Genomic DNA, 23,565 nt, shown 5'->3' with positions numbered 1-23,565 from the left:
GGTCGAGACAGAACACTATGACGAATCCCATGACCGATACGGACGCGCCGATAAACACGCTGAATGAGCGCGTTGCACTTAGTAATGAATGGCACGCGCGGCCCCTGCTGACGCTTCCATCGCCTCTTCGATGCTCCCACTTGGTTTGCCTCCGTGGGGAGACAAGCCTCGATGAGCGAAGAGAGCAATTTGCCGAATTTTGCGAATCTCAGGGCCAAAGCGGGCCTAGCAAAGATAGCCGTCACCATTCGGTGAATGTGGGCAACTGCCTGCTCAAGTGGGAGGGCCACACTGAGGCCGACTCTTACACTTTACTTGTGGCAGGCAATGCAGAGCCACCCTTTGCAGCGCCAGCAATCAGTTTTCTGGACGCAGCTATGCGATCGAAACTTGTTGATCAGCTATTTCTTGGCGTGCATATCGAAGTCATTTGCGGTGAGGAGTCACCCCAAGAGAGTCGCCAACAACGCGTTCGCGCTCTGCTGGGCCGCCAAGAGGTCTACGGCGGCTCTATCTCCGACGGCGAGGGAGAAATCTGGTCCAGCTTCCGCCTAGACGCAGAAGGGTTTTCGCGCATCGTCATCATCGACTCCGACCTCAGCGAGGCGCGCTTGTCGCGACAAGTTCAACGGGTACTCGAAATAGAAACCTACCGCATGCTGGCGATGCTGGGGCTGCCCGCCGCTCGAGACGTTATGGGCACATTAGGGGAGCTCGAGCCCGCCCTGGATGAAGTTATCGAACAAATCGCCCACCGCGATGCCGATCCGGCGCTGGAGCGCTCTCTGGAGCGCATCACTCGTATCGCCGCAAAGGTTGAGCATGTGGCAGCGGCTCACGCCTATCGCTTTGCCGCCGCGCGGGCTTACAACGGTATTGTCGAGAGGCGCATAACCGAGCTTAAGGAAGTTCAAAAAGAAAGCGCTCCGCGCTACACCACATTCCTGCAAAAGACTTTGATGCCAGCCATGCGTACCTGCGAGGCCGCAGAACGCAGAACGCAGGAGCTCGCGCAGCGAGTAACCAGAGCCACGCAACTGCTGGATTCCATGGTGGACATGGATCAGAAAAAACAGAATCAGGCGATCCTTGAGAGCCTCGCCGAGCGGGCAAATCTTCAATTACGTTTGCAACAGTCCGTGGAAGGATTTTCCATATTCGCCATCACCTACTATGCGGTGGGCTTACTGGGTTATTTGTTTAAATCGGGCAAGTCTCTGGGCTTAGCCATCAGTCCCGACTTACTCACGGGAGTCACCGCGCCGATAGTTTTGGCCATCGTGTGGCTGTCGGTACGCAGCATCAAAAACCGATTAAAGCGCTAGCTTAGGGCTCGCCCTTGGAGTCAATCGGGGGCAGCTCTCGCTTCGGGTGCATACCGTTCACCATGCCCATGAACGGCGGGTGAATGGAATAGCCAAGAAGACGACGCATATCCTCGGACACCGCTGCTGCAGTGCCCTTTGAAACGGACAAAAAGTAATTTTCTTGCGTTCGTAAATAGGGCTCGCAGTACTGACCGGTAAAGGCCATGCGGCTTTCACCGGAGTAGTTCTCTCCGCCGCCGTGCCAAAGATTACCCAAAAACAAAATACACGAGCCCGCGGACATCACCGCTTTTACCCGGGTATCACTGTCCTCGGGATAGCGTCCCTCGCCCCATAAATGGCTCCCAGGAATGGCCACCGTTGCACCGTTATCCTCGGTAAAGTCGTCGATGGCGAAGACCGTCGCCACGCTAAGCACCGGCTTAGGGCTAGGCCATGGGTAAAAACCATCGTCTGTGTGCAGCGGCTGAGCAGGCGAATCGCTCATGATATTGATGACCTGCGCCTGAGATAAGAGGTAGTTAGGTTTTAACAGACGATCAAGGTGCGCGAGGATCAGAGGATGAGCGATAAAGTCATCGGCGGCGCGACACTTTTCCGGAAGACCATAGAGTCTCTGCGTGCGTTCCCCCTCAAAGGAGTTTCGCCCCGGCTTATCCAGCCAATGGTTTGCCTCGCTACGCAGTTGTGCGAGCTGCTCAGCATTGACCAAGTCCTTGAGAATAATGAAGCCATCCCTCAGCAGGGCCGCCTGCTGCGACTCAAGCACTTCATTATCAACACTCGCGGCAGCCTCACTCTGAGAGAAAGTGTGTGTGCGAGCCAGGTCTACATCAACGTAGTCACGAAAATTGTTGATTTGACGAAATCGGGGATCATCGCGTCCGCTGCTGGTGTTTGCCATGTATCAATACTCCCGATGCTCTTTGGAAACGCTCAACTACTTTGGAAACAACAGTGTGAAGCTCAGGCGGAGTCCCCAGCCGTCTGGGCCCCCTCTTGGGCTATCTAGCCAGTAACGAGCACCTACCCCGGCTTGAAACGCCTGCCCACCGACGCGCATTAACTGTAAGACATTGAGATTGATCGGTACCGACCACTGCTCGTTCTCCCAGTCGTACGTAGACTCGGTGTTCAGAGCAAAGGTGGTTTGCGACGGCGTGATATACGTCAGAAATGGCTGCAGAAAACTGGCACTCACATCCTGATTCCCCGAACCCGAGAAAGACTCAATATGGTTCACCAAAAATCCATAGGTCCAAGGTCCGGTCTGCTTCAAGGCGATGCCCGTCGGGCCAGCGCCCCACTTTTCAGCGCCTAATGCGTCATCAGAAGCTGTGGGCATTAGAAACACCGGCCCCGCTCCCAGTATCCACCCGCTGTCGGTTGGCTGGCCAGGAGAAAAGAACAGACTTTGCACAACGTCGCCGATCCCAGACTCTCCCTGTCCAGACAAGGGCACATCGCTCTGATCAAGGATTGGAAGAATCGTACGGGAAATCACATTCCAGTCTTCGTTAAGCTCCAGGGGTATGACCGGCTGGACGTTCACGCGAAGTACCGACCCATCGTTGACCCCAAAACCCTCATCGTAGTTGGCCTGAATGGGCACGCTGATGAGCGCAGCAATGGGGTTAGCTAGTTGTTTGGCTAGGTCTGCTGAGTCATCAGCTTGAGCATCAGAAAGGAAAACGACCAGTGGGAGAAGGTATAAAAAGCGTTGTTTTATCATGTGCCTATTTTGCCATAGGTCATGAAGGCAGGCATACGCCCTCAGCCGAGCACGGCGGGCACCAGCCATACGGCAGTGATGGTGAGCAGGCCCAGAGAAACAATGTTCATGATGAACCCCGCACGAACCATATCCGGGATACGCAACACGCCCGAGGAGTAAACGATCGCGTTTGGCGGTGTCGCCACCGGCAACATAAAGGCACAACTGGCCGCCAGTGTCACAGGAACACAGAGCACCAGCGGGTCGATCCCCGACTGCAAAGCGATTGCCGCAACCACCGGCAAAAACGTCGCCGCTGTCGCGAGATTGCTCGTTAACTCTGTCAAGAACACCACGAGACCCGCTGCGGCCAGCACAATCACCACGAGCCCCATTGACCCCAAAAGCGATAAACCTTCGCCTAGCCACAGTGCCAAACCCGATCCCGAAACCTGTGCGGCGAGACTGAGGCCTCCCCCAAACAAAATCAAAACGCCCCAAGGCAAACGGCTGACATCAGGCCAGGTAAGCAAAGGTCCACCACGGGTGCTTCCGTTGGGGATAACAAACAACAGCAACGCCGCGGTCATCACAATGCCGCTGTCACTCAGGCCTCCAAAACCAGGAAGGCCCGATATCGCCGAGCGAGACATCCACATCAGTATGACAATTAAAAACAGCAGTCCCACGCGCTTTTCTGGGGCGGTCATCACACCGATCTCACGCTGCATCTTGGCGATTACCTCCTGCGTGCTTTCACTAGCTGGTATGTCGACGCGATACACGAGGGACGTGAGAATCCACCAACCGAGAGGTAGCAACACAACAGAAAGCGGCACACCTATCATCATCCAGTCAGCAAAGGCGATGCTAATGCCGTAGCTATCTTGTAAAAATCCCGCGAGAAACACGTTCGGAGGCGTACCCACCAGCGTCGACAAGCCCCCGATGGTGGTGGAATACGCAAGGCCGAGCATCAAAGCTATTTGAAACTCCCGAACAAAACGCTCTCTACCCTTTGCGGCTTGCTCGGCGATCAAAGCCCCGACAGACGCCGCAATAGGCAGAAGCATCATGGTTGTTGAGGTGTTGGTCATCCACATCGATAGCAGAGCGCCCACAAGCATGAAACCCAGAATCAGGCGCTTTCCATCGGTGCCGGTTCGAGCCAGAATCCAAAGAGCAATACGTCGGTGTAAGGACCACTTCTCTACCGCGATGGCGAGCATAAAAGCGCCAAGAAACAGATAGATGATGGGATGCGCATAGCTTTCTGCCACCTCCCGCATGGGTGCAATGCCCAATAGGTCGAAAGTAACCAACGGCAGAAAAGCCGTTGCAGCCACAGGAACCACTTCTGTAGCCCACCAGATGGCCATCCAGATTGCGATAGCAGAGACCTTCCACGCTGCATCGGGCATGGCGGTCTGTTCGGACCCGGCGATCAGCATCGTCACGCATAGGGCGGGCCCCAGGAAAAGGCCCACTCGTTGGTACAGGGCCAGACCATGATCACTTGTGATTGTTGCTTCGCTCATCAGCACCACTGTAACCCTGCCCGTGGCCATTACCAAAGTTATCCTTCAAGACCGCAAAAACATGGAGGCACTTAATCAGTAGAATCCCCGCAAAGGACACAAGATTCTGTGTGAAAATCCGTGTCTCCCTACAAGCACCTCGCGGAGCAATTGATGACTTCCCCAATTCTGGCACTAGACCACGTAACAATCAGCGTGGCAGACATTGATAAAGAGACAGCAAACTACTCGCTACTCCTTGATGCACCGCCGGTGCGCCATGGAAAAGAGGACGGCAGTATGCGTTCTGTTTTCCAGACTCGTAATGTCGCGGTGCATCTTGTTGCCTCTGAGCAGCCCCAAGGTCTGGAAGCGATGTGCTTTGAGGTCGACAGCCTTGAACGACTTCATCGGCGCCTCGAGCGAGTAGCGATTCCGACGACTGATACCCTAGTATCGACAGCTCAAAACTCTGAAGAGCCGCAGGCTCTGCTAGTCTCGGCCCAAGATGCCACGCGAGGCATCCAGCTATCGTTTCGAGAGAAAATGAAAACTGGTCAGGGCAATGGCGATGACTTGGGTGGTGGCCTTGATCATATTGTCATTGCCTCGCAGAACTCGCAGGGCACAGCGTTCTTACTGGGGTCTCAATTGGCTCTGGACATGCGTATGGATATGAGCCGCCGCGAGTGGAAAGCTCGCCTGATGTTTTTCCGCTGCGGTGACCTCATTGTCGAGGTTTTCGAGCGTCTTGAAGATCAGGAATCGTCTCCTCCGGCGGAGCAAGCGCGCGGCGATGAATCAGAGCAAGACAGTTTTTACGGACTGACCTGGCGTGTTGATGATGCGGATGCAAGTCATAAGCGATTAACAGAGGCAGGGTTCAATGTGTCGGAAGTACGAAAAGGACGAAAGCCCGGCTCCCGGGTCTTAACCGTGAGGGATAAAACAGCTGAGGTCGCCACACTACTCATCGAGTTACCCAAAAGCTAAAAGTACGCTATAAAAAAAGGCCGGCTAATGCCGGCCTTTTCGTCAAAACCACGCAATTAAGCGTTGGCTTTACGCTCTTTTACTTCCGCAATCACGGTCTCTGCGACGTTCGCAGGACATGGGAGGTAGTGCGAGAACTCCATAGAGAACTGACCACGACCGGATGTCATTGTGCGCAGCGTACCAATGTATCCAAACATTTCTGAGAGAGGTACTTCAGCCTTGATACGAACACCCGTTGCACCGGCATCCTGATCCTTGATCATGCCACGACGACGGTTCAGGTCACCGATGACGTCACCCACGTGATCGTCGGGAGTAAACACATCAACCTTCATGATGGGCTCGATCAACTGAGCGCCAGCCTTTGGCATAGATTGACGGAACGCGCCGCGGGCCGCCAATTCAAAGGCAATAGCCGAAGAGTCAACCGCGTGGAAACCGCCATCATAAACTTCCACTTCTACGTCAAGTACCGGGAAGCCCGCTACCGTACCTTCGCCCATAAGGCTCTTGAAGCCTTTCTCGATCGCAGGAAAGAATTCCTTAGGAACGTTACCGCCCACGACAGATGTTGAGAACGCAAAACCTGAACCAGGCTCGCCTGGACGGATGCGGTAATCGATCTTACCGAACTGACCGGAACCACCAGACTGCTTCTTGTGCGTGTAGGAGTCGTCGATCTCCATGGTGATAGTCTCGCGGTACGCAACCTGCGGCTTACCAACATCAAGCTCAACAGCATAAGTACGCTTGAGAATATCGACCTTCACGTCAAGGTGCAGCTCGCCCATTCCCTTGAGAATGGTTTCACCAGAGTCCTCGTCAGTCTCAACACGGAAAGAAGGATCCTCAGCAACCATCTTGCCGATAGCAATCGCCATCTTCTCGGCTCCTGCTTTGTCCTTCGGCGCAACCGCGATAGAGATCACAGGCTCTGGGAACACCATCGCTTCCAACGTACAGGGGTGTTTGGGATCACAAAGAGTATGACCCGTCTGAACGTTCTTCATACCCACGATGGCGATAATGTCGCCAGCCTGCGCTCGCTCCAGTTCGTTTCGATCGTTGGCATGCATCTCAACCATACGGCCAATACGCTCGGTTTTGCCGGTAAAAGAGTTGAGGATTGTGTCGCCACGATTCAGAACACCGGAGTACAGGCGTACGAAGGTCAGGGCGCCAAAACGGTCATCCATAATCTTAAAGGCCAGTGCGCGCAGAGGCTCTTCGGTAGATACCAGTGCTTTCTCACCTGTGGCCTCACCCAACTCATCGGTAAGATCTTGCGGATCAACTTCTGTTGGGTTGGGCAGGTAGTCAACAACCGCGTCCAGAATCAACTGAACACCCTTATCCTTAAACGCCGAACCACAATAAGTTGGGAAGAAGTCCAGCTTACGAGTACCGTTGCGGATGCAGCGCTTGATATCATCCATAGAAGGCTCATTGCCCTCTAGGTACGCTTCCATCAGGTCGTCGTCTTGCTCTACTGCTGTCTCGATGAGCTTTTCACGCCACTCTTCAACTTCGTCCACCATATCTTCGGGGACGTCAGTGATATCGAATTTCTCTGGATTGCCCGGATCCGGCCAAACGTGCGCCTTGCGAGTCAGAAGATCTACAACACCGATAAAGTCATCTTCGCGACCAATGGGCAGCACCATAACCAGCGGGTTTGCACCCAGCACGTTCTCTACCTGATCAACAACGCGCAGGAAGTCTGCACCAATACGATCAAGCTTGTTTACAAAAATGATACGCGCGACTTCTGACTCATTGGCATAACGCCAGTTTGTCTCTGACTGGGGCTCTACGCCGCCAGAACCACAAAACACACCCACGCCACCATCGAGTACTTTTAGTGACCGGTAAACTTCAACGGTGAAGTCAACGTGTCCAGGGGTATCAATAATGTTCAGACGATGGTCTTTCCAAAAACAGGTCGTTGCCGCGGACTGAATAGTAATACCACGCTCCTGCTCCTGTTCCATGAAGTCTGTGGTAGCCGCACCATCGTGCACTTCACCGGTCTTGTGGATTTTACCGGTGAGCTTAAGGATACGCTCGGTGGTCGTGGTTTTGCCGGCATCTACGTGCGCGAAAATGCCGATATTTCTGTAAAGCGATAAGTCAGCCATGATGGTTCTCAAGGGTTTAAATTTGGGGGGCAAAAATTAGCTGGCGAAGGGTACAGGAAAACCGCACGCATTGGGAGGGCTAAAACAGCGGTAATTAGACTGCTTAGTATCGACTTGCGGTGGCTACTTTTGGCCTTTGTGACCCCAAAGCTCTAATCCCCTCATCGCAGTGCACCGAGGCTTTTCTTCATTTACTATCTCGTCGACAACATGAATGTCGCTAAGCGCAGTTTTTGCCTATCGAGGTCGCCTCGAAACCCTGTTGCTGGCGCGGGGCAGACATCCATCCTTGAGTACATGACGACTCAATAATTAGAAGCAAGATTTTTTCGGGAGTGGAACATGAGTTGGTTTAAGCGAGGCGCCAAGAAAGATGATTCCGCTCCTCCTGCGAAATCTCCCGCGCCAGCGCCCGCCACGGCGGTATCAGCGCCCCCGGAACCGTCTCAGGACGATATGGCATCACTGGAGTCCCTCGCGGAACGCAAGGCTCCGGAAACTCTGGCAGATCTTTTTCTGGTCATGGAAGAGCATCTCAACGAATTAGAGCTCGAAGACATAAAAGTTTTGGTGGCGACTCTGAAACAGCCTCCGCCGCTAGTTGAGCGGCTAAGCAGCGGCCTGGATGACCCTGAAGAACTTCGAGAGGCGATTCTTTCCAGTCCAACGCTATCGGCAGACGTACTGCGTGTGGTGAACTCCGCAGCTTTTGCACTTAGCAGTCCCATGTCCAGTATCGAACACGCCGTAACTTATCTCGGCACTACGATGGTTCGGGGCCTGGTGCTACAAAGTGCCGTTGGCCAGGTTATGGCCTTTGAAACGGATGTTCAAAAAGCAGCCTATATGCGAATTTGGCGCTCCAGCTACGTTGCCAGCGCGGCAGCTCAGGCGTATGCCGCCGCGCTAAACCTTGAACACCCATCCATACACGCCACACGTGCACTGCTTGTAAACATTGGCGATCTGGCATTGATCTCCGCCCGCCCCGAGCTTTCGGTGATCTATGCGCCAAAAACCGACCTTCTGAGCAGAGTAGAGGCGCAGCAGCACGACATCATGGCGAATTCGGCAGTATTAAGCTCTATGCTGGTCCGCCAGTGGAGCCTACCTGAGGATCTTTGCGAGTCTCTGCGACACTCCCTGACACCCCTCACCTGGGCCCCGGAAAGCAATGAACGGAGCAGCGACAAACAACGGGAAGACCTTATTCTTTATCTTGCCTGTCGTATCGGTGACGCGGTCGCCTACGGCGGACTTAAAGACATTGCGGACTTTGATCTTCTTGCTCAGGAGTCACCCGACTTCTTTTACTTGCCAGATTACCTTCGGCGCCTGGAATTGGGGGGCTTGCTTCGAGTGCTGAGTGATCGCAGGCATAGCCGCCGTGTGCAACAAATTGTCGATACCTTCGGAGGCTAAGCACCGTTACGGGTACCACACGGGTACTAATAATAGTGCCTAGCCACCATGCGTATACACGAGACGGGACTTATATTATTGTATTAGAATAAATTAATAATATAAGAGCACTTGCTATGCCTAAGCGATCGCACGCCGTTCTCTCACTGCTCCTCTTCTGTACAACCCTCACCCAAGCTGAAGACGTGCTTCGTCCCTACAAGCTTGCGAGCAATGATACCGGCACCCTGAGTGCCAGCATTACAGACACTCGAGCGCTGCTCGAGAAAAGCAGCTTCGAGGTTGTGGGTGAATACAGTCCTTATCCCGGCGCCGCAGTGATCGCTGTCACGCATCCTACATTGCTCGCCGCGGCGGCCACGCGAGAGTTTGGCGGCTACGCAGCCGTGCTCCGCATCGGACTGACTCAGGTAGGTGGAGAAGTCCAGCGAAGCTATGCAAATCCTCTGTACTGGGGAACGGCCCTGCAAGTAGGGTCTCTCGATGCTGTCGAAAAAGCACTCGGCGAGCTTTTAGGCGAAGGAAAGGCATTCGGGTCGAAAAAGGGACTCAGCAGCAAAAAACTCTCTTCCTATCGTTACATGATGATGATGCCGAGACTCAAAGATCATGATCTATTAGGTAGCTTTAACAGCCACGCTGAGGCTCTCGCGACAATCCGACAAAATCTTGAAACCAATCAAAACAAGCTAAACCCGGTATTCGAAGTCGCGATCCCCGGTCAAGAAGAGGTGCTATTTGGCGTGGGTATTGGCAGTGGCGACGGAAACGACAGCGACGTCATGGCAACCACTGACAGCGCCGAACTCAAACACACAGCACACCTCCCCTATGGACTCTTAGTGTCTGGCGCCGATGTTTACGCGCTCGCAGGCAAGTTTCGCATTGCTTTAGCATTCCCTGACCTGGGCATGGCAACGTTCATGAAGATATCCAGCGCACCGGGAGCTATCCGTGAAAGCCTCGGTAGCCTTGCAGATCCAATAGCGTCGGATTAGGCCGTGATTCGATCACGGTCATTGTTAAGAAGCTTTCGAAATTCATTGAGAGGCAGAGGCCGGGAGTAGAGGTAACCCTGAAATCGCATGCAGTCGGCGCTTATCAAAAAGTCTCTTACCGGCTCAGTCTCCACACCCTCCGCAATGACTTCGAGCTCCAAGGTTCGCGCCATAGAAACAATAGCGCGGACAATACTGGCGTCACCGGAATCGGTGAGCACATCCCGGACAAAGGACTGATCGACCTTGAGCTTGTCCAGAGGCAGTGACTTAAGGTATCGCAAAGATGAATACCCTGTGCCGAAATCATCGATAGAGAAACGAACACCGCTTTCGCGCAGAGCCAGCATCTTGGAGACCGTGTCATCCACGTCTTCAATCAGCAGTCCTTCGGTAAGCTCGAGTTCGATGAGGCCCCGGGGAAGATGATGGTTCTCAATGGCCTCGAGCACTTTTTCAGAAAAGTTTTTCTGCCTGAACTGCCGGGGACTTACATTGATCGCCAGAGAGAACTCTCGATCAACTAAATCATCTTGAAGGCGGGCACCGATATGACAGGCACTTTCGATAACCCAGTCGCCCAACTGATAGATCAGTCCCGAGTCTTCAGCGACGGGGATGAACACATCGGGCGGTACGAACTTCCCATTGTTCTCCCATCGAAGGAGTAACTCTGCTCCACAAATCACATTTTGTTCAGTGTATTGGGGCTGCAGATACAGCTCCAGCCCCTCGTTGGCTTCGAGTGCGCCGCGCAGCTGCCGCTCCATATCCATGCGTTGCGCCAGGGAGGCCTGCATTTCCGGAACGAAAAATCGCAGCGTATTTCTACCATCATCCTTCGCCCGGTACATCGCAGTGTCAGCATGCTTCAGCAGGTCATCCACATCATGGGTATCATCAGGTAACAGGCTGACGCCAATACTGACGGTGATATGAACCTCATTGCCTTGAACATCGATGGGCGCTTCGATGGCACTGCGTAAAGTCTCACCACGGCGGCGGACCACCGACACCACATGTTCACTGCCGCCTTCAATGTCGGTCAGTAGAGCAACAAACTCGTCACCCCCCAGCCGCGCGGCAGTGTCCGCTTCACGCAGAAAATCACTCAATCGCCGGCCTATCTCCACCAGAAGCTCGTCACCTGCGCTGTGGCCGAGGGAATCATTAACACGCTTGAAAAAATCGAGATCCAAAAACAAAAGCGCAGCCTGCGTATTGTTACGCTTGGCTCGAGCCAAGGCCTGACCAAGGCGATCTTGCAGCAAGCGCCTATTCGGCAAGCCGGTGAGTTCGTCAAAGAGGGCCTGACGCTCGATCGTGTCCTCCGCCTGGAAACGTAAATAGGTCATCTCTAGGCCGCCGATAACCGTGAGATTCACCCTTCGGCCAAAGGAGATCATCATGAACAAATACAGCACCGCCATAACTGCCATTACGTGGGTTTCGGAGGATCCCTCCACCATCAAAGCGACGATAAAGGGAAGAAGCGACGTTGCGATGAAGGTAGCGCTTGCTTCGATAAAAGCGGACAGGCTCACAATCCCACCTGCACACATTCCGGCGATGACAAACGCAAGCAGGGACTGATTCAGCATGTTCTGAGGGTCGTACAGCAAGAAGCCTGCCGCGCCCCAGGCAAGCCCGGACAGCAGCACACCAAGCATCATCTGCCAGTACCAGAGCTTCGCCGAAGCTTCCCGCTGCTCTTCTGAGCTCTTTCGGTAACGAAGGGTGCAAGCAATACGATATACGGCGATGGTAAGGGTGACCGCGCACCAATTGAGTACCGAAGTACTATTTTCGGGAGTCCAGAGCAGATAGCCCAAGAGCAGTGTGACAACCACCACCGCAAACACCGAGACGGAGAGACTCTCGTAGAAGATATTCAAACGCTCGAGAAACACTCGATGTTTCAATTCATCTGCAGCCAGTTCTTCTTGTGTCACGCGCACCACCGTACTCTGCTTATAGTGTTGTCTCGGTCGTGAAAACCAGTCTTTTACTGAGCATGTCCGATTCTATACAGTACAGCCCAAAGGTTTTCGGTATCGCATGCCCTGAACTGTACACTCTGAAGCGCAGGATTACTCCTATGAATACACTGCAACGCTGGCACGACATGGTGCTCAATCAGAATCACGAGGGTGTTAGCGACATACTCACAGAGGACTGCGTGTTTCTGTCTCCTGTAGTGCACACACCCCAAAGAGGACGGAAAATCACCGCGCTTTACTTAACGGGTGCTATGAACGTGTTTAACGAGACCTTCCACTACACCAAGGAAGTCGTCACAAAAGAGCACGCCGTGCTGGAATTCGAGTGCACCGTGGACGACATACTCATCAACGGTGTGGACATTATTAGCTTTGCAGAAGACGGACTTATCTGTGAATTCAGGGTTATGGTTCGGCCGCTACAAGCCATGCAAATGCTCCATGGAAAAATGGCTGCGATGCTGGAGCAGCTAAAATCTGCGCCGGCTGTTGGCGCTAGTTAGGCGCGCGAAGCAGACGAAAAGGAGACGCAAAGCAGGCACCAAGCGCGCTTTGCACAAGTCAAACGCTCCGCTCTCGAAAGTACACCGCGGTTTTCTCTTCACCGAACCGCGTATCTAATACATAGCGATAGCCAAGTTTTTTTGCGACGCTCACCGAGCGCGCGTTGTCTTCAGAGATGATGCAAAAACTTTTGTCACGACCAGCTTGCTGATCAAGCCAGTCGCATGCGGCCTGCATACCTTCTGTCGCGTAGCCCTTCCCCGCAGCATCCGGGTGCAGAACCCATCCGGCCTCGGGGTAGTGTCCGTCAAAACCCACGAGACCCCGCTTAAAGTCCGCAAAGCCAAGTTGTCCAATGTACTTACCGGTTGCTCGCTCCTCCAGCGCCCAGTAGCCATAGTCAAGCATGTCCCAAAGACCGCCGTAACGCAGTAAGCGCATCCATACCTCTTGAGAACTCAGTGCTGAACCCGTGATATAGCGGTATACCTTCGGGTGTTGCCAAATCTTGATGGCGTCGGAGTGATCCTGTTCACAGTGTGCTCGCAAACACAGGCGTTGCGTGAAAATTTGAGGCGCGGTCGACATTCCATGTCTCCTGATGCTGCGGATTCCGCGCTATTATCCGGCGCGATTCAATAATGACAAAACGTTCCCATGGCATCAGACCCATATACTAGTTTTCTCGTAATCACTGTGCTCGTTTGTGCGCTGATAGCCGTCGCAAACCTGATGCTGGCTCGGCAAAGCGCGAATTTTGGTGCTGCGAGAGTGTTCGCCATTGCTTTTGGCGCTCTGGCGCTCACCTGGTTACTCACAGCCCTTCTGCCTCAGGATACGGCCAAGGCCGACTTCAGTTTATTGCTACTTAACAGCATTGGCGCTGTCGGCATACTCGCTTTGTGGTGCGGCTTTCATCTTCGAGCTGGCTATGTCATCAATCGTTGGTTTATAGGCGCGCTATTCGCACTTTGGTTAGTGCCTGTGCTCGGCGTGCTCTTTCTGGGTTTTGATCGCAGTGCTCACGTACCCTTCGCGGCGCTGTCGATCTCTATCGGTGCGACCTTTAGTCTGTGGCGTACTTATCGCAAGCGCGGTCAAAAGAACGTTGGAGACTGGGCGTTGATAGCCTGGATGACATTGATCCTGCCTGCGGTCATTGCCGGTATGCTGCTTGGAATGAGCAGCGCACGCTTCGATCCGACGACAACATGGGTCGTGCTTCTAAGTTTTTTACCTATAGCCTTTGCGGGCATCGGCCTGTTTACCCTAGTCAGCGTCACGCTAGACGCACTCAATGATTCCAATCGGCTAGCGCGCACGGACGGCTTAACCGGCATTCTCAACCGCCGGGCCTTTGACAGTGAGTTAGCGATCGCGGTTGCGCGATCGGAACGCTACCAAAGGGACCTATCTCTAGTGGTGCTGGATATTGATGAATTCAAAGCGCTAAATGACAACTATGGTCACCCCGCGGGAGATGCTGTGATACGCGCCGTCGCTCGTGTAATGACCGAAACGGCCCGCCGCATCGACATCGTTTCGCGTATCGGCGGCGAAGAGTTTGCGCTTATTCTGCCGGATACACCCGCTTCGGCGGCGCTGCGCTTGGCGGAGCGCTTGCGGCAAGCCATCGGAAGTGCAGGCGCGGATAGCATTGCAATTTCTGCAAGCTTTGGTGTGTCGAGTGTCCAAGACACCGGGCCCGACGCAAAGCTCATGCTAGCCTCAGCGGATGAGGCTCTTTACGCCGCGAAAAAGGCGGGACGGAACTGCGTACGTTTTGCGCGCGATCCTGAGCTTGCGCCTAAGGAACTGATTGGTTTGGTTCAGTAGCGTGATCGTCCGCAATGTGACTCTGTAGCTCTCCACGCAAACCCTCGGCCAGCTCAGTAAAGATTCTGAAGCTGTCATCAGCTGCAAGCCTTTCATTAATAAGCCCCGTAAAAGCCTCGTCCTCAATTTTTTCCAATTCACTCAACAGGCGCTTGGGATCATCGAAACCCGCGGCCCGTCGCAAATTCCGCACACGAACATAAAAGCCATCGATACGATCCTTTCGACGACGGGCCCGCCAGCGCCCAAATGCCACCGCTCCTGTGAACATCAATACAACAAGATAAACCAGGAAGTTGAGTGACTCTGCATAGCGCTCTAAAAACCCCGGCTCATCGCGGTCGAAATATTGCCGTGCGCCTCGATGCAGAGGAAACGTCAGATCTCTGGCATTGAAATCCGCCCCCATCCATCGAAAGAGTGTCGGCTCGACTGCCGCGAAGCGAGGCTTTTGCTCCATAAGCACGCGAGTCAGTTCGTAAATAGCGGATTGATCCGTAGATTTGTTCGCTACCAGCAACATGTCGACCGCCAGCGCATCAATCCCCACCTCATTTCCCGGTAGTGAATAGGTCAAGGCAGGGATACGCGTAGAACGGAGCTGCGGTACAAGAAAGCTAATACCGTCGATGTAGAACTCTGCGCCCGCCGCGTCAAACCTCGACAGCGGCACGAGGGTAAAACCCTCGGGAAACCACGTAGTGTTATGCGGATTAATAGGCCCTACATAAAACAGCAAATCCGGGTTCCCAGGATTCCCGGGCTGCCACAACTCATAGCGATCCGGGAGTTCCGAGGCGCGTTCAAACAGGAGATCGAGCACCATGCGAGCGGTATGTGAGTTGTGATAAATCTGCAGCTTCAGGGAGCGCTCGCTACCGGCAAAATCGGCGATACTCAGACCCTTTCGCACGGCGATATGCACCACACTTTGATAGAGCGGCAAGATACTGCGTAACCCTGGCTCAAAGGCTCGGGTGTTTTCTACGATCGCTAACTCTGCAGAACCATCAAGCAAGGAATCTACGGGGTCGTCGCCATCGGCAAAACTGGGATCCGGCTCAAGCCTGATTCCCGTTTCTTCATAAACGATGGCGGACAATGCAGAAAAATTGAGTTGCTGATTATCCGGCGGATGTAAACGTAGCGCTGTGGCTGACCACGCAGGGGGGAAGAGTCCGCAACCAAGGAACAGCGCAACCGCGCCCCACACACCCACACGTTTATTCATGCTGACGCCGCTGTCTTTTTGCCGCCAAACCGAGGTCTCCAGACGGCGAGGACCACGTTCGCTATGGCAACACCAAGGATGACGAGTGTCGATTTCCATTCGGACATAGCCGTTACGCCCAATAGGGCCGTATCAAACTCTCCAGCCAAGGCCTGGGCTGCCCGGGATGCTTCGCGAACAGCAGGGCCCTGCACTGCAATCAATGTGCCTTCAAAAACAGAGATACCCAAAGCCAGCTTCATCCAGACCCAACCCTGCCCGTGAAAGGCATCGGTCCACGCCATCGACAGCAAACCACTAACCAGCACAATTGCCAGAGAGGGGAACAGCACCCATTGGGAGATAAGGCCCATCTGCCCGCGAGCCGTAGCATAAGCAAGGAGAGATTCCACGGGGGGCATGTTTTGCAGCATCAACAATTGAACAACAAGGGCACCCGTGAGACCTATGCCGCCAATGGTATGCAAGAATTTCAGTGCTTTTCGCATAGCTTTGAACCGTTGAAGCTTTTAACCGTTATAGCTTGTGAGTACATCATAGCCAGCAGCTCCCAAAGCACCAAGCTGCGAGCATACATGTTTAGAGCTAGCTATTTAGGTAGTACTTCCAGAATATGCCAGTCGCGACACTGCGGTAGGGACGATAGCGCTCACCCAAGCTCTCGAGCCAATTCTTGTCCGGTTTGCCCTTTACGCCTTTCACTATCGCGGCCGCTTTAACCAGCGCCAAGTCTCCCACGGGCCAAAGGTCTGGTCGCCGCAAGGCCAACATCAGATATACGTCAGCCGTCCAGTTACCAACACCGGTAATCGCTGTCAGCAGTTCTCTAACCGTAGCATCGTCCTTCCGACCCAAAGATCGAATCGGCAGCCCCCCGGCGAGTATCGCCTCCGCTACCAGTCGTGTGTAACGGATTTTTTGCCGACTCACACCTGCATTTTGCAATGCGATGTCAGAAAGTTTGAGGTAGCTGTTTTCATCAAAGATAGGGAGCAGCATAGACACCTTGTCAAAGGTTGCCTTCGCTGAAGCCAGAGACACCTGCTGCTCAAAAATAATGTACACCAAGCTTGGAAAACCAGGAGGGCGCGACAGAAGCTTAGGGGCACCATAGCGGTCTACGATCGCTGCAAGGTCCCGATCTCCGGAAACAAGGACATCAACGGCGGCGGCATAGCTTCGAGGCGTAAGGGCAGCCATAGTTTTAGATCGGAATCCGCACTACTAGTACCCGGCAGCTAGCGGCATGGGCACTTACTACGAAGCCTCTGTCAAGAACTGGTCGCGAAGCAGTCGTTTGAGAATCTTCCCGCTGGGGTTACGAGGAATGGAGTCTACAAAGCGCACCGCTGTGGGCTGTTTGAACCGCGCGAGCTTGCCCTGACAAAAATCCATAACTGCTGATTCCTCTAAAGACCCCTGGGCAGGAACAATAATCGCCAGTGGACTTTCACCCCACTTCTCGCTGGGCAGACCGATGACCGCCGCGTCAGCTACCTCGCAGTGTTGCATCAGCACATTTTCGATTTCCGCTGGATAGACGTTCTCTCCGCCGGAAATAATCATGTCTTTTTTGCGATCACAAATGGTGACAAAGCCATCTGCATCCATGGTGGCGACGTCGCCGGTATGTAACCAGCCGCCCTGAAGCGTTTCCGCCGTCGCATCAGGCCGATTCCAGTACTCCTTCATGATGTGACGCCCCCGAAGAAGAATCTCTCCGGTCTCACCCGGGGCGACTGTCTCACCCTGCTCATCGATGATTTTCGTCTCCGTATGAAAGAACGCGCGACCCGCAGAGCCCACGTGACTCAAGGAGTCCTCGCCGACAATCAAGCAACCGGGGCCACCACTTTCAGTGAGGCCGTAGACCTGATGAATTTCAATGCCAAGATCAATAAAGGCGTTAATCGTTGCCACGGGAACCGGCGCAGCACCGCAAATAATGTTTCGGACGCTGGAGTGATCAAACTGCTCGTGTCCCGGCACCAGTAGCATGAAGTTAAGCATGGCGGGCACCGCAAGACTCGTATCGATACGCTCGGATTCGAACAGCTGCCAGACTCTTAAAGGATCAAAGTCTCGCAAGATAACCAAACTGTTGCCGCGGTACACCGCACCGATCATGGGAGTGAGAGCGCCAACATGGAACAGGGGCAGCAATAACAAATATCGGTCAGTTCCGCGGATGTCCCCCGTGTTTACCACGGCGATAATCGCCCAGAACACGGTCTCGTGCGTGTGCACGACCCCCTTGGGCAGTCCGGTGGTTCCCGAGGTGTACATAATGAAAAGATTGTCGGAACCATCCGCCAGCTCTGCAGGCTCATCGATGGGTTGAGGTGCCAGTAGCCGTTCATAGTGACGCGCGAAGTCCGGCGCCTCGGTGCCAATGGCAATCCAATGCTCTACATCGCTGCCCACCGCGCCGCGCCCGTGAAGGTCTGCCGCAAGGTTCGTAAAGTCAGTATCAAAAATGAGAGCCTTTGCGCCGCCGTCTTTCAGAATGAACGCAAGCTCATCGGCGGTTAGGCGCCAATTCAAGGGCATTATCACTAAGCCCATTTTGGCCGGGCCAAAGAAACTCTCGACAAACTGGTGGCCGTTATATGCCAGCAGAGCTACTCGGTCTCCGGGCTCCAGCCCCATACCCGCAAGCGCATGACAGAGCTGATTTGCCCTCGCGTTCGCTTCTTCAAAGCTAAATCGCCGTTCCGCTTTTATATCGAAAAGCATTTCCCTCTGCGGATTCATTCTCGCTCGCGTTGCGAGAAACTGACCAATGTTCATATCCGATTTCATAGTGCACTGCCCGTTATTCTGATTTTGACGCCCCAGAGGCCTTAGCCTAGACCACAGGCGCTAACTTGAAAACTCAAACCCACGCGTTTTCGTGTCTGAGCCCGCGTGATATTGTGTACCCGTTTTACAAACCCAGCGCTAAGCAAAAATTAGAGTCCGCAATTATGAAAAAAACCTTTCTGGCAATTGTCGCTACCATCGCAGTAGCGATAGCAGGCTGCAGCTCCAACCCTCCCGTGATCGATTACGATCCCAGTGTCGACTTTTCGAATTACAAGACTTTCGCGTTCATCAGCGATCATCCTTTAATGCGAGCAGAAGGTTCACCCCCAGGGTCGCCATTGTTTGAGGGCCGATTAATGCGCATCACTGAGGACATTCTGAATGCCAAAGGCTTCCGAATCGTCGCAAACGCGGAAGAAGCCGACTTTGCCATCGGTTATACCTCAGGAGCCCGAGACAAAATCAAAGTGAATAGCTACCCTGAGCCCTACCGTCCCTACTACGGTGGCTGGGGTTGGGGGGCGCCCTATTACGGCGGCGGATATGGCGGCGGATCAAACGTTGACGTTCAGCAGTACGTAGAAGGCACACTGGCCATCGACATCTACGACGTTGCAGAGCACAAGCCGGCGTGGCATGGCGTAGCCACCAAACGTATCACCGACAGCATGCTCCGTAACCCTGATGAGACCATCACAGAAATCGTTAATGAAATCCTCGAGGGCTTCCCCCCCGGCTCGATGGCTCAGTAAATCGATTGGTTTCTTAAAAGGCGTGAGGGCATAACCCCACGCCTTTTTTATTGCTCTTCTTCTTTTTTAGTTTGGCGTGCTCGCTCGTAGGGCTTCTGGGAGGGAGATCCCGACATGCTGCGAATCGTCAAACCGCCAATACTCCAGCTGCCGTCTTCCTCATCCCCCCCGTCAGAGACCTCGGCAGTTTCGGACTGCGCCTCGGCTTCCGCCTGAGCCACCGACTCACTCGAACTAGGAGCTGGAATATTTGAACCGTCTACAGCAACACTCTCCACCATGCTCTCGTTTGCTGCTTGATAGCGTGTGGACTGCGCCTTTATACAGGCTGAGCCCGCAGCAGCACGAACCAGGCCTTCTATGTCCTCACTCCACCAGCCGTCGGCACCGGCTCGCATCTCAGCGACCGTATCAGTCACAACTTCTGAGCAGGGGTCCGCATAGCTCGCGATCGGCAGCAGGAACAGTGAACTCAAGGTAAGGGTCAGGGCAACTCGCATAGGACTATTTCCATCGGCAGGGCATAAAAGTATAGCGGAGCGCGGACGATTCTAAACCCCGTTCTGAGCCACCAAAAGCAATGCACCAAAATAGAGCGCAGCGCTCCACAAAGCAGCTTACTGCCTCTTTTGTGCCAACCAAACGTAAGCAACTTAGGGATCCTCCTGCAGATAAGCCGCCGCAATCCCGCGTTATTTCACTTCTGGTCTGGTTCTTGCTGACAGTGCCTCGGGCGAGGGAATCGTGGTCCGTAGACGTTCCGCACACCACCGCACCGAACACAACTTTTAGGGTAGAGAGGATATCCATGCAAAACATGCAAAATTTGAAGCGTGTTGCCGCGCTGACCGCATTGGCCGGCTGTGCAGCAATCGCCGCACCGACACACGCTGGGGAACTGAGCGCTAATGCCTCTGTGACCAACAACTACATCTGGCGTGGTCTCACACAGACTGAAAACAACTCTGCAGTTCAGGGTGGTATCGACTACGCCACAGACAGCGGCTTCTACGTCGGTACCTGGGTTTCCAATGTTAACTATGGCCCTTCAGACGTTTACTCTTACGAGCACGACCTCTACGCGGGTTACGCCTTCGAGACAGGCAGCATCAGTTGGGACGTCGGCTACCTCTATTACAACTATGACGAAGAAGCTAACTTCGACTTTGGCGAAGTTTATGCAACCGTTGGCATTGGCGGCTTCAGCGCTTCAGCTTACGTCCTCACAAACACAGAGGCTGACGAAGGCGTTGGCCAGGACTTTGGTGCAGGCAGCACGTACTACGTTTCTGCCGACTACGGCTTTGAAGTAGGCGACGGCATTGGGATCGGCTTACACGTGGGCTACCACGACGGTGATTTCGCTGAAGCCTTTAATGGTTCAGATGGCGGTTACTACGACTACAACATCAGCCTTTCTAAAGGCGGATTCGGATTCATGTTCACAGACACTAACGTGTCAGGTCCAGCCGCTGACGGCGGTTACGACAACGATGAGTACAAGGTTGTTGTGTCTTACTCAGTAGACATTGAGCTCTAACACCGAGCTCTAACGAGAAGTCCCAGGTTCCACAAAAAGTTTGGCCGTCACAATCACCGGATATTGTCTGGTTTGCGTGACGGCTTTTTTGCGTTCTGCCCGCGCTGCAAAGCGGCCCTGACCAAGGCAATGCGCTGCTCTCTAGGCAACTCCGCCGCAACCGCGGCCAGATTTTCATGTATCAGCGCCTGATAACGACCAGTCACTTCCCGAGATTGCTGTAGAGCACGCTCCAAAGCCTGGGGATCAAAGGCTTCCGCTGAGACCGCTTTACGAACAGCCGCCTGAGCCTGGCGCATATCTTCCCGCAATGGACGCACCTCAGGGAGCTGTGAACGCATCTGTCCGCGAACTCTACGTTGCGTCTCCGATGAAAGCTGCTCGGCCATCCACGCCATGGGGGGTGGCGCCCTATTAGCATTGCGATTCTTGCCGACCATGAATCCCACGATCAGCAGATTTGCCGCTAAAGACACTAACAGCGCAATGACAATGTAATTGTTTCTATTCATACCAAACCTCGGCTGTCGCAGGCATAAGTAAGCTACGCTCGTGTGACTCCCAATCGGTGAGTGCAAGACCTGAAGAGCCCATCCCAATGGCAAGACCCATTGCAAGAGGCAGGGAAGCAGCCATAACCGGACGCCACCAAAGCTGAGGGGACTGGGGCACCAACCAGGCCAAAATTCGATCCGCGAGAGGGATGGGTAAAGCCGCGATAACTCGCTGCTGCAGATCAGTAGTGGCAGGCACGTAGCTATCTAACAGTAGATCCAGCTCCTGCGCCTTCCGCAACTGCAGGCCGAGCTCAGGATGGGCCTCCACACAGCTTTGCATAGCTTTACGCTGCTCGTCTGGCCAGCGCTCTTCACGGCCACCATAGGTATCCAGCAGCTCCTGAAATCGCTCAGGACTCATCATTGCTTAGCAACTCCTCTTTCAATCGGCGGCGTGCCCGGGCCAACAGCGACTCAAGGGCATCTACCGATACGTCCAGAATGTTTGCCGCCTCTCGATTGGACAAACCCTGGTAGTGACACATCAACAGCGCGCTCCGCTGCCGCTCGGGAAGCTTTTGTAGTGCGCCGCGAACCTGATCAGATTTTTCTGTGGCCTCGAACTGGCTATCGGGCCCCACATCGCTGACTTCCATCGCCACTTCTTCGTCGGTAAACGAGAGCCGAGCATTGCGTCGAAAACTATCGATGCACAAATTATGGGCAATATTGTGAAGCCAGGTCGTGAGACGCGCGCTGCTGCTATTGAAACTGCCAGCGCGAGTCCACAGCCGGATAAATGTTTCCTGGACGATATCGTCTGCACCGCTGCTTTCCGAGAGCATACGCCTGGCGTAGCGAATCAGAGGTTGCTGGTGTGTCTGCAACAACTGGGCGAACGCCGCCCGGTCACCCTTGGCGACGCGCCCCACCAGCAATGCCTCGTTTTCTCGATTCATGAAGGCCTAAATTTTTACAGTGCTCAGGAAGGGCTGGGGTCTTCTCCACTATGGCGCTTCCGACGCTCCCCGCGCTTGTCACGCATGGTTTTTAACTCCGCCTGGCTCACAAAACCATCTCCGTCGACGTCCAGGCGCCCAAAGGCATGATCCTGTGCTTCCGCACTACTCACGACACCGTTCCCGTCTGTGTCCATGGCATCAAATGCCTCTGGAATCTTCGATTGCAACTCCTGTTGACGCTCTTCGGAAGCTGCTACCGCTGCCAGCATCTCATCTCTCGTGATATCTCCATCACCATCGCTATCCGCTCTCTTGAACATCTTGGGGCCTCCGCGATCACCGCGCGGCTGAAACTCTTCACGGCTGATACGTCCATCGCCATCGGCGTCCAAATTCAAGATGCCACCTTTTGGCTGGGCCATGACGGCCGCTGATACACACAGCACAGCGGTTCCCGACAGTACAAGCAATGTTTTCTTCATCGTACTACTCCAAATCATTAAGACTGTTGAATGTCACCTACTCATACGGCGTGAAAGAGAGAATCCGTCGAATTGAATTATGACTTGAGATTAACGCCTCTCAGGTCTAGTTTAGAGTGATGAAACCAACGTTTGCGCGTAAACTCTTGGTGAATGCCTACGCCCTACAGATCTTTGGATGACTAAAAGTGCCTGCTGTTGATCCTAAAAATAGCCCCTTGAGTCTATCTCGGAGAGACGCTACCAACGTCTTTCCGGAAGTGGCCTGTTATTTTCTCGGGGCGCTGCTAATCGCCTTTTTTGCCGTCGTGTTACTGCGCAGTGAAGTGCGCGCAGCGCAGTCCATCGATGCCTTACCCGATATGCAACTGTGGTCGGACATTCGTAAAGATGCTTATCTCCGAGCGATCGAAACTGAAGACTCGCCGGTTTTAGCGGTGTTACGGGCGCCAAGCCTCGGCCTAAGTGTGCCTGTTTACAACAGCGCCAGTGACCTGAATATGGATCGAGGCGCCGGAGTTATAGATGGTATGGCCTACCCTCACGAGCCGGGACATATCGGTATTGCCGGCCATCGTGATGGATACTTTCGAATACTCAAGGACGTCGCCGTTGGCGACAATCTGGTCTTAGACACTCTCAATGGGGAGCGACACTTTATCGTTGAAGACTTGCGCATCATTGAGCCTGACGAGCTTGAGTATCTACAAGACTCGCAGGACCCCCGTTTAACCATCGTTACTTGTTACCCCTTTTACTATGCGGGCAGTGCCCCCCAACGTTTTCTCGTACGCGCCACACCGGCGCAAAAACCACCGACCACTGGTCAATCTTCCTGAAGGA

24 protein-coding genes are annotated in these 23,565 nt (G+C 53.9%); 9 read left to right on the top strand and 15 right to left on the bottom strand.

Features of this window, described 5'->3' with window-relative positions:
* The first annotated feature begins 17 nt into the window (after positions 1 to 17).
* Positions 18 to 1,325 (top strand): DUF3422 family protein, encoded by a 1,308-nt coding sequence (locus tag R0137_RS04585; RefSeq protein WP_407328911.1) that lies wholly within the window; start codon positions 18 to 20, stop codon positions 1,323 to 1,325.
* Between the two features lies 1 nt (position 1,326).
* On the opposite strand, the gene R0137_RS04580 is transcribed toward R0137_RS04585, so the two are convergent.
* The 3 genes from R0137_RS04580 to R0137_RS04570 are packed head-to-tail and all read right to left on the bottom strand — an operon-like array spanning position 1,327 to position 4,580.
* Positions 1,327 to 2,232 (bottom strand): phytanoyl-CoA dioxygenase family protein, encoded by a 906-nt coding sequence (locus R0137_RS04580; protein ID WP_407328910.1) that lies wholly within the window; start codon positions 2,230 to 2,232, stop codon positions 1,327 to 1,329.
* Positions 2,233 to 2,268: 36 nt separating this feature from the next.
* Positions 2,269 to 3,060, bottom strand: coding sequence for a transporter (locus R0137_RS04575; protein ID WP_407328909.1), 792 nt, complete (start codon positions 3,058 to 3,060; stop codon positions 2,269 to 2,271).
* Positions 3,061 to 3,101: 41 nt separating this feature from the next.
* Positions 3,102 to 4,580: an SLC13 family permease gene (locus R0137_RS04570; RefSeq protein ID WP_407328908.1), complete on the bottom strand. Its 1,479-nt coding sequence runs from the start codon at positions 4,578 to 4,580 to the stop codon at positions 3,102 to 3,104.
* Between the two features lie 153 nt (positions 4,581 to 4,733).
* On the opposite strand from R0137_RS04570, the gene R0137_RS04565 reads away from it, so the two are divergent.
* On the top strand, positions 4,734 to 5,552 hold the full coding sequence (locus R0137_RS04565) for a VOC family protein (RefSeq protein ID WP_407328907.1): 819 nt from the start codon (positions 4,734 to 4,736) through the stop codon (positions 5,550 to 5,552).
* A 56-nt stretch (positions 5,553 to 5,608) separates the two neighbouring features.
* Here R0137_RS04565 and fusA read toward each other — a convergent pair whose 3' ends face one another.
* Complete coding sequence (gene fusA, locus R0137_RS04560; protein ID WP_407328905.1) at positions 5,609 to 7,693, bottom strand: elongation factor G; 2,085 nt, start codon at positions 7,691 to 7,693, stop codon at positions 5,609 to 5,611.
* Between the two features lie 342 nt (positions 7,694 to 8,035).
* Between fusA and R0137_RS04555 the strand changes: the two genes are divergently transcribed.
* The gene (locus R0137_RS04555; RefSeq protein WP_407328903.1) at positions 8,036 to 9,115 is read left to right on the top strand and encodes an HDOD domain-containing protein; all 1,080 of its coding nucleotides are present in this window, start codon (positions 8,036 to 8,038) and stop codon (positions 9,113 to 9,115) included.
* 116 nt (positions 9,116 to 9,231) lie between these two features.
* Entirely contained in the window at positions 9,232 to 10,113 is an 882-nt protein-coding gene (locus R0137_RS04550) for a hypothetical protein (protein ID WP_407328902.1), read from the top strand.
* On the opposite strand, the gene R0137_RS04545 is transcribed toward R0137_RS04550, so the two are convergent.
* Positions 10,110 to 12,065, bottom strand: a complete 1,956-nt coding sequence (locus R0137_RS04545) for an EAL domain-containing protein (RefSeq protein ID WP_407328900.1) — start codon at positions 12,063 to 12,065, stop codon at positions 10,110 to 10,112. The two genes, R0137_RS04550 and R0137_RS04545, sit on opposite strands and share 4 nt — an antisense overlap.
* Positions 12,066 to 12,211: 146 nt before the next feature.
* Here R0137_RS04545 and R0137_RS04540 point away from each other — a divergent pair, with 146 nt between their 5' ends.
* Positions 12,212 to 12,616 (top strand): nuclear transport factor 2 family protein, encoded by a 405-nt coding sequence (locus R0137_RS04540; RefSeq protein ID WP_407328899.1) that lies wholly within the window; start codon positions 12,212 to 12,214, stop codon positions 12,614 to 12,616.
* 58 nt (positions 12,617 to 12,674) lie between these two features.
* Here the strand turns inward: R0137_RS04540 and R0137_RS04535 are convergent, their stop codons facing one another.
* Positions 12,675 to 13,205, bottom strand: a complete 531-nt coding sequence (locus R0137_RS04535) for a GNAT family N-acetyltransferase (protein ID WP_407328897.1) — start codon at positions 13,203 to 13,205, stop codon at positions 12,675 to 12,677.
* Between the two features lie 69 nt (positions 13,206 to 13,274).
* Between R0137_RS04535 and R0137_RS04530 the strand changes: the two genes are divergently transcribed.
* On the top strand, positions 13,275 to 14,453 hold the full coding sequence (locus tag R0137_RS04530) for a diguanylate cyclase (RefSeq protein ID WP_407328895.1): 1,179 nt from the start codon (positions 13,275 to 13,277) through the stop codon (positions 14,451 to 14,453).
* Here the strand turns inward: R0137_RS04530 and R0137_RS04525 are convergent.
* The 4 genes from R0137_RS04525 to R0137_RS04510 all read right to left on the bottom strand — a co-directional run bounded on the left by R0137_RS04525 (position 14,425) and on the right by R0137_RS04510 (position 18,486).
* On the bottom strand, positions 14,425 to 15,684 hold the full coding sequence (locus R0137_RS04525; RefSeq protein ID WP_407328894.1) for a TAXI family TRAP transporter solute-binding subunit: 1,260 nt from the start codon (positions 15,682 to 15,684) through the stop codon (positions 14,425 to 14,427). The genes R0137_RS04530 and R0137_RS04525 overlap by 29 nt on opposite strands.
* On the bottom strand, positions 15,681 to 16,172 hold the full coding sequence (locus tag R0137_RS04520; RefSeq protein ID WP_407328893.1) for a hypothetical protein: 492 nt from the start codon (positions 16,170 to 16,172) through the stop codon (positions 15,681 to 15,683). Before R0137_RS04520 ends, R0137_RS04525 begins: the two co-directional genes overlap by 4 nt.
* Before the next feature lie 97 nt (positions 16,173 to 16,269).
* On the bottom strand, positions 16,270 to 16,884 hold the full coding sequence (locus tag R0137_RS04515) for a DNA-3-methyladenine glycosylase family protein (RefSeq protein WP_407328891.1): 615 nt from the start codon (positions 16,882 to 16,884) through the stop codon (positions 16,270 to 16,272).
* Positions 16,885 to 16,941: 57 nt separating this feature from the next.
* On the bottom strand, positions 16,942 to 18,486 hold the full coding sequence (locus R0137_RS04510; protein ID WP_407328889.1) for a long-chain-fatty-acid--CoA ligase: 1,545 nt from the start codon (positions 18,484 to 18,486) through the stop codon (positions 16,942 to 16,944).
* A gap of 164 nt (positions 18,487 to 18,650) precedes the next feature.
* Between R0137_RS04510 and R0137_RS04505 the strand changes: the two genes are divergently transcribed.
* Positions 18,651 to 19,241 carry a DUF4136 domain-containing protein gene (locus R0137_RS04505; protein ID WP_407328887.1) on the top strand — a complete coding sequence of 197 codons (591 nt, stop codon included), beginning with the start codon at positions 18,651 to 18,653 and terminating at the stop codon, positions 19,239 to 19,241.
* Between the two features lie 47 nt (positions 19,242 to 19,288).
* Here the strand turns inward: R0137_RS04505 and R0137_RS04500 are convergent, their stop codons facing one another.
* Positions 19,289 to 19,741 carry a hypothetical protein gene (locus R0137_RS04500; protein WP_407328885.1) on the bottom strand — a complete coding sequence of 151 codons (453 nt, stop codon included), beginning with the start codon at positions 19,739 to 19,741 and terminating at the stop codon, positions 19,289 to 19,291.
* A gap of 308 nt (positions 19,742 to 20,049) precedes the next feature.
* Between R0137_RS04500 and R0137_RS04495 the strand changes: the two genes are divergently transcribed.
* On the top strand, positions 20,050 to 20,781 hold the full coding sequence (locus tag R0137_RS04495; RefSeq protein ID WP_407328883.1) for a TorF family putative porin: 732 nt from the start codon (positions 20,050 to 20,052) through the stop codon (positions 20,779 to 20,781).
* 53 nt (positions 20,782 to 20,834) lie between these two features.
* Here the strand turns inward: R0137_RS04495 and R0137_RS04490 are convergent, their stop codons facing one another.
* From R0137_RS04490 to R0137_RS04475, 4 genes are read right to left on the bottom strand one after another with little or no spacing between them, the layout of a single operon-like run.
* Positions 20,835 to 21,293 (bottom strand): periplasmic heavy metal sensor, encoded by a 459-nt coding sequence (locus tag R0137_RS04490; protein WP_407328881.1) that lies wholly within the window; start codon positions 21,291 to 21,293, stop codon positions 20,835 to 20,837.
* Positions 21,286 to 21,702, bottom strand: coding sequence for a hypothetical protein (locus R0137_RS04485; protein ID WP_407328879.1), 417 nt, complete (start codon positions 21,700 to 21,702; stop codon positions 21,286 to 21,288). The genes R0137_RS04490 and R0137_RS04485 overlap by 8 nt, the downstream gene beginning before the upstream one ends.
* Complete coding sequence (locus tag R0137_RS04480; protein ID WP_407328878.1) at positions 21,689 to 22,237, bottom strand: sigma-70 family RNA polymerase sigma factor; 549 nt, start codon at positions 22,235 to 22,237, stop codon at positions 21,689 to 21,691. Before R0137_RS04480 ends, R0137_RS04485 begins: the two co-directional genes overlap by 14 nt.
* A 23-nt stretch (positions 22,238 to 22,260) precedes the next feature.
* A complete protein-coding gene (locus R0137_RS04475) occupies positions 22,261 to 22,722 on the bottom strand; it encodes an EF-hand domain-containing protein (protein WP_407328877.1) in 462 nt (153 codons plus the stop codon).
* Between the two features lie 218 nt (positions 22,723 to 22,940).
* Here R0137_RS04475 and R0137_RS04470 point away from each other — a divergent pair, with 218 nt between their 5' ends.
* Entirely contained in the window at positions 22,941 to 23,561 is a 621-nt protein-coding gene (locus tag R0137_RS04470) for a class D sortase (protein ID WP_407328876.1), read from the top strand.
* The last annotated feature ends 4 nt before the right edge of the window (positions 23,562 to 23,565 follow it).

This window comes from Congregibacter brevis (genome assembly GCF_045689245.1).
In the GTDB taxonomy this organism is placed as follows: domain Bacteria; phylum Pseudomonadota; class Gammaproteobacteria; order Pseudomonadales; family Halieaceae; genus Congregibacter; species Congregibacter brevis.
Note: the sequence above shows the minus strand (reverse complement) of the source record. Positions and strands in the feature narration are given on the sequence as shown.